Raw genomic sequence first — 666 nt, 5'->3', positions numbered from 1 at the left:
CGACGACGTCGACGCCGGACGCTTCCAAAGCCGAAAAGACATCCCGGAACTGCTGTTCACCGACGAACGCAGCAAACGCGTCGTCGATCAACAGCGCATCAGCGCCGCCGCCGCCGAGATCGCGAACGGGATGCGCGACAAGGTCGATGAGATCCTCGCCGCCACCGAATTCGACCGCCACAGCCGCGAAGGCGGGCTCGCCTCGTTCCACAAGGCGCACCTGCGCGACACGCTCCACACCGTCGCCGACGGCGCCATCGGCACTGGCGTCGACCACGAACGCCGCCGCTACGCCGATCTTCGTGTGAAGTTCGCTCACGCCCTCGCCAACGCCGGTGTCGACACCGCCCATCGTGACCGCATCCGCGCCGTCGTCGACGCGTCCGCTCGCCAGGCCGGGATCGCCGGCCAGGCCGCCGCCGACCGTGATGAGCGGTGGGCCATCAAAAGTGAGCGCATCGCGATGATCCGCGACGATCAACCCGCCCAGCGTCGCGGCCGGAGCTCATGGACTGGTCGATACGCGCGGCGCAGGCCCGCATCGTCTCGGCGGAGACTGCGGCTTGGGGCGGTGCGGCGCGGCCGGCGGCGGCCGCGCGACGCTGGGCGGGTTGATCGTCGCGGATCATCGCGATGCGCTCACTTTTGATGGCCCACCGCTCATTT

2 protein-coding genes are annotated in these 666 nt (G+C 69.4%); both read right to left on the bottom strand.

Translation table 11 applies throughout. The features are described from left to right. A partial coding sequence (locus A5780_RS23465; protein WP_197521841.1) for a hypothetical protein occupies positions 1-481 on the bottom strand: 481 nt, incomplete at its 3' end. Beyond that, on the bottom strand, positions 444-666 hold a 223-nt coding region (locus A5780_RS42090), incomplete at its 5' end, for a hypothetical protein (RefSeq protein ID WP_231983064.1). The genes A5780_RS42090 and A5780_RS23465, both read right to left, overlap by 38 nt.

The sequence above is a fragment of the Nocardia sp. 852002-20019_SCH5090214 genome (assembly GCF_001665865.1).
In the GTDB taxonomy this organism is placed as follows: domain Bacteria; phylum Actinomycetota; class Actinomycetes; order Mycobacteriales; family Mycobacteriaceae; genus Nocardia; species Nocardia nova.
The sequence above is the reverse complement of the archived record's forward strand: the minus strand, read 5'-3'. Positions and strand labels throughout refer to the sequence as shown.